Below are 5,459 nucleotides of genomic sequence, written 5' to 3'. Positions count from 1 at the left end.
CGATCATCGCCCTGCCGACCGACATGTTCTACAACACGGGCATCTCCACCTACATATGGATCCTCGACAACAACAAGCCTGCGGAGCGGCAGGGAACGGTCCAGCTCATCAACGCCGTCGACATGTACGGCAAGATGCGAAGATCGCTGGGATCGAAGCGCAAGTACCTACGCGATGACGAGGACATCCAGCAGATCCTTGAGCTCTACTTTGAGCGCCTCGACGATCCGGGTTCCGACGAGCGGGCATCGCTGTCGAAGGTGTTTGCCAACGACGACTTCGGCTATCGCACCATCACGGTCGAGCGGCCGCTGCAACTCGCGTTCCGCATCGATGACGCCAAGATCGACGCGGTTCTCGCGGCGAAGACCATCGCGAAGCTGCCCGACGATGAGCAGGACGCGATCCGCAAATCGCTGGCGTATCTGGCTGATTGGGAATGGGTCAACCGCGACGCATTCGTTGCCGATCTCAAAGAATCGCTGCTTGACAACGGATTCGGGCGTCCTGGCGCGCCGATCCTGAAAGCTATTTGGTCGGCTATCGGCGAGCACGACGCCGCCGCCGACGTCGTCACCGACCGCCACGGCAACCCCGAACCTGATCCGGCGCTCCGCGACACCGAAAACGTGCCACTCACCGAAGACATCGAGGAGTACTTCGAACGTGAAGTGCTGCCGCACGTTCCGGACGCGTGGATCGATCACGACAAGACCAAGATTGGCTACGAAATTCCATTCACCCGGCACTTCTATCGGTATGTGCCGCCACGCCCACTGGAGGAGATTCAGAAGGATCTGCGGCAGCTTGTTGGGGAGATCCAGGAGATGCTGAAGGAGGTTGGGGCATGAGCACGATCACTGGAAACTGCCACGGCGCCCCATGGATCGGAGTGCTGCCAGCAGGTTGGAGGCTCGAGAACCCGAAGTGGTTGTTCAGCGTGCGCAAAGAGCGAGCGCGACCGAAAGATCGGCAGCTAACCAGCTCGCAAGATGAAGGAGTTGTCTACCAAGACGAGTACATGTCGCGACGTGGCGCGCGAGTCGTACAAGTGATTCACGGCCAGGAAGGTCTGCGACACGTCGAGGCAGGCGACTTCGTAATCAGCCTCCGTAGCTTTCAGGGAGGAATTGAGTTCAGTAGGGTTCCGGGAAAGATCAGTCCCGCATATACAATTCTTAAACCTAGTGCGCTTGTAGAAGCAGGCTATTTTCGCTACCTTCTCAAGTCTCTTGGCTTCATCCAGGAGTTGCGAAGTACTTCGAACCAGCTTCGCGATGGACAGACGCTTAGTATTGAACACTTCGCCCAAGTTCGCGTTCCGGTGCCCCCGAGCCCTGATCAGACGGCTATAGCAAACTTCCTTGACCGCGAGACGGCGAAGATCGATGCGTTGATCGCCAAGCAGGAGCAGTTGATCGCGACCCTGCAAGAAGATCGCATCGCCACCATCACTCATGCGGTGACACGGGGAATTGACGACTCCGTGAGTGCGGCTGACTCCGGTGTCCCATGGCTGGGCCCAGTTGCGACTGGTTGGACGATCAGCAGGTTCTCGCGGCACGTCCGAATTGTTGGCGGTCAGGTCGATCCAAAGCGTCGCGAATTTGCGGTGCTGCCTCTGATCGCGCCCAATCACATTGAGTCTGGCACCGGTCGTCTCCTGAGTCTCGAAACGGCTGAAGAACAGGGAGCGGACAGCGGAAAGTACCTAGTGCACACTGGCCAGGTTGTGTACTCCAAGATACGTCCAAATCTAGCCAAGGCCACTATCGCGCCGGTGGATGGACTGTGCAGCGCTGATATGTACGCCCTGGAACCTAAATCAAGGCTTCTGGATCCGCGATTCCTTCTCTACATTCTCTTGTCGAGACCTTTCACAGACTATGCCGTGGATTCATCGATGCGTGTGGCGATGCCGAAGGTTAACCACGAGTCGCTGGGCGCTGCGCCGATCTGGTTTCCATCTCTTGACATGCAGCGAGAGATTGTTCTATTCATCGACCGACACACTGCGCAGATTGACGAGCTCGTTGCGAAGGTTGTTCAGGCGATGCGCGTGCAGCGCGAATACCGGGCGGCACTCATCACCGACGCGGTGACCGGCAAAATCGATATGCGGGAGATGATCTGATATGCCGCAGCACCACGAGGTCGTTCTCGAAACTGAGATCTGCGAGTACCTGGCCGATCACGGCTGGCTCTATTCACCGACCGATGCCGGATACGACAAGACTTTGGCGCTATTCCCCGAGGACGTATTCGGTTGGCTGGCCGATACCCAGCCCGATGAGCTCGCGAAGCGCGTCAAACCCGAGCTGACTGGCAACGCGCGTAAGGATGCCGAATCCAAGGTGTTGGCCACACTGGCGAAGCGACTCGATGCGGATCTCAAGGCTGGTGGCGGCACGTTGAATGTCCTGCGCAACGGGTTCAAGGATCTCAACGCCAAGTTCTCGATGTGTCAGTTCAAGCCGAACACCACTCTCAACGAGACCACTGCGAAACGCTATGGCGCCGTGCGTCTTCGGGTGATGCGCCAGGTGCACTACTCGTCGCGAAACGCGAATGCGATCGATCTGGTCCTGTTTGTCAACGGGATACCCGTGGCCACGGTCGAGCTGAAAACCGACTTCACCCAGAACATCACCGATGCGGTGCGGCAGTACAAGAAGGATCGGCTACCGAAGGGGGAGCCGCTGCTGGAGTTCGGGCGCCGGGCAGTCGTGCACTTTGCGGTCTCTAACAGCGAGGTGCAGATGACCACCAAGCTAGCCGGTGATTCGACGTACTTTCTGCCATTCAATCGGGGAGATCGCGGACACGCGGGTAATCCCGCCAATCCGAATGGTTCACCGGCGTCGTATCTGTGGGAGCAGATCTGGGATCGAGACACCTGGCTCGACATCATCGGACGGTTTATGCATCTGCAGATCGACGAGAAGATTGACCCCAAGACCAACCAGAAGCGTCGCACCGAGACGATGCTGTTCCCGCGATTTCACCAGTGGGATGCCGTCACCAAACTGGTCGGTGCGGGGAAAACCGAAGGGTCGGGGCAGAAGTACTTGATCCAGCACTCGGCTGGCTCGGGCAAGACCAACTCGATCTCCTGGCTGACGCATCGACTGTCGGTGTTGCATGATGACGGGAACAGACCCGTCTTCGACGCGGTGCTGGTGATCACCGACCGCACTGTGCTGGATTCTCAGCTGCAAGAAGCGATTCGGCAGATCGACGACACTCCCGGCATGGTCGCGCACATCGACTCCCTGGGCGGCTCCAAGTCAGGCAAGTTGGCTGACGCCTTGCAGTCGGGCACAAAGATCATCATCGTCACCATCCAGACCTTCCCCTACGCACTCGATCTCATCCGCGACGGAAAGGGATTGCAAGGCAAGGCATTCGCCGTCATCGCCGACGAAGCACACTCCTCACAAGCCGGTGAGGCGTCGAAGCAACTCAAGAAGGTGCTGACAGCAACCGAGTTGGACGACATCGCTGACGGCGGTTCTGTCGATGTCGAAGATGTTTTGGCCGCGGAGATGGCTGCTCGTGCCGCAGCCGGCAACATTTCTTTTTTCGCGTTCACTGCAACACCGAAGGCGAAGACACTGGAACTGTTCGGTCGTCGACCATCGCCCGAGGTGCCGCCCGAACCGTTCCACCTGTATTCGATGCAGCAGGCGATCGAGGAGGGCTTCATCCTCGACGTGTTGCAGAACTACACGCCCTACAAGACGGCATTCCGGCTGTCGCACAACGGGCACAGCTACACCACCGAAGACACCGACTCCGGGGGCACCGTCGTTGTCGATGCTGATGCGGGTGCGGATTCGCAACTGGTGGACAAGCGTGAAGCGATCAAGTCGGTGATGAATTGGGTGCGCCTGCACCCGACCAATATTGCGCAGAAGGTGCAGATCATCGTCGAGCACTTCCGCTCCAACGTCGCGTGGCGCTTGGACGGGAAGGCCAAAGCGATGGTGGTGACCAGCTCACGACTGGCTGCAGTGCGCTACAAGCGTGCCTTCGACAAGTATGTCGCCGAGCACGGCTACACCGATGTGGCCGCGTTGGTTGCCTTCTCCGGTGAGGTCACCGACGGGGAGAACGGTCTGGACAAGGTTACCGAGACGAGCACGGAGATGAATCCTGGCCTCAAGGGCCGCGACCTCCGCGATGCATTTGCCACTGATGAGTATCAGGTGATGTTGGTGGCCAACAAGTTCCAGACCGGATTCGACCAGCCGCTCTTGGTAGCGATGTATGTCGACAAGAAGCTCTCCGGGGTTCAGGCCGTGCAGACGCTGTCGCGCCTCAACCGCACCGCACCGGGTAAGGACCAGACGTTTGTCATCGACTTCGCCAACACTGCCGAGGATGTGGTCGATGCGTTTGAACCGTACTTTGAGGCCACCACATTGGCCGACGTCACCGACCCGAACATCGTGCACGCCACCATGGCGAAACTCGATGCTGCTGGAATTTATCAGTGGTCCGAAGTCAACTCCCTCGCTGCTGATTTCGTCGCCAACAAAGGCAATAACGCGCTCACCAAGTGGGTGACACCCGCCCAACACCGATTCCGGGACCGCGAACGTGAGGCCAACGAGAAGGCGGACAAAGCAGCGCTCGATGAGTTGGACATGTTCCGCAAGGACGTCGGAACCTTCATCCGCCAGTACGATTTCCTGTCCCAGCTCTTCGACTATGAAGACTCCGCACTGGAGAAGCTGTCGATCTATCTGCGCTTCCTCGCGCCGGTGATTCGGCGCGAGAACGTCGAGCATGTCATCGATCTGTCGGCGGTGGACTTCGAGTACCTCCGGCAGAACAAGCAGGCGACAACGAGCGGCAAGCCTGAGAGTGGTGGTCAGCTCCCGCCCGCGAGTGAGGGTGGCGGTAGTGGTTCGACTCGCGACCCGGAGATGGTCGAAATAGACGAGGTGATCTCCACAATCAACGATCTGTTCGAGGGCGATCACTCCGAGGCTGACGTTCGGAGCGTCGTCACACATCTGCGCGACAAGCTCCTGGAGAGCGAGAATCTGCAAACCCAGGCGCACAACAACTCTCGAGAACAGTTCGAGGCCAGCCCCGACATCGACATAGAGTTCAACGGCGCGGTGATCGACGCCATGGACGCGCACTCGGATCTGTCCGCCCAGATCCTGAACAACACGGTGATCCGGGACAAGTTGGTGTCGGAGTTGGTGCCGGCGATCTACCGCCGGATGAGGGTCGGGAACGCTCAATGACGCACGAGGAATCAATGACGCTCACCGAGCTTCTGACGGCAACGGGCCTGCCTGCCGCCTATCTGGCCGCCCAGGTGCGTCGCCGAGGCGGGAGGGTCGTTGACAACACCGTCTTGTTACCGCTTACCGAGGTGGACGCAATCTTGACAGAGTTTCCGAAACTGCGCGTGCGCAAAATGAGCAGGGTCACGGCAAAGT

General features: G+C 58.8%; 4 protein-coding genes. All 4 read left to right on the top strand.

Annotation, left to right across the window (positions count from 1 at the left end):
* On the top strand, nt 1–851 hold an 851-nt coding region (locus B3T59_RS07285; RefSeq protein ID WP_287001866.1), incomplete at its 5' end, for an N-6 DNA methylase.
* Nucleotides 848–2,134 carry a restriction endonuclease subunit S gene (locus tag B3T59_RS07280; RefSeq protein ID WP_287001865.1) on the top strand — a complete coding sequence of 429 codons (1,287 nt, stop codon included), beginning with the start codon at nt 848–850 and terminating at the stop codon, nt 2,132–2,134. The genes B3T59_RS07285 and B3T59_RS07280, both read left to right, overlap by 4 nt.
* Before the next feature lies 1 nt (nt 2,135).
* Nucleotides 2,136–5,261 carry a type I restriction endonuclease subunit R gene (locus B3T59_RS07275; protein ID WP_287001864.1) on the top strand — a complete coding sequence of 1,042 codons (3,126 nt, stop codon included), beginning with the start codon at nt 2,136–2,138 and terminating at the stop codon, nt 5,259–5,261.
* 14 nt (nt 5,262–5,275) lie between these two features.
* Nucleotides 5,276–5,459, top strand: a 184-nt coding sequence (locus B3T59_RS07270) for a hypothetical protein (RefSeq protein ID WP_287001863.1), incomplete at its 3' end; no start/stop codon positions are given.

The organism is Gordonia sp. UBA7860 (assembly GCF_002500165.1).
Taxonomy (GTDB): Bacteria; Actinomycetota; Actinomycetes; order Mycobacteriales; family Mycobacteriaceae; genus Gordonia; species Gordonia sputi.
Note: the sequence above shows the minus strand (reverse complement) of the source record. Positions and strands in the feature narration are given on the sequence as shown.

Bases quoted from the DNA above. Each gene is read 5' to 3' on its own strand.
- B3T59_RS07280 (WP_287001865.1), top strand. From the start codon at position 848: ATGAGCACGATCACTGGAAACTGCCACGGCGCCCCATGGATCGGAGTG.
- B3T59_RS07275 (WP_287001864.1), top strand. From the start codon at position 2,136: ATGCCGCAGCACCACGAGGTCGTTCTCGAAACTGAGATCTGCGAGTAC.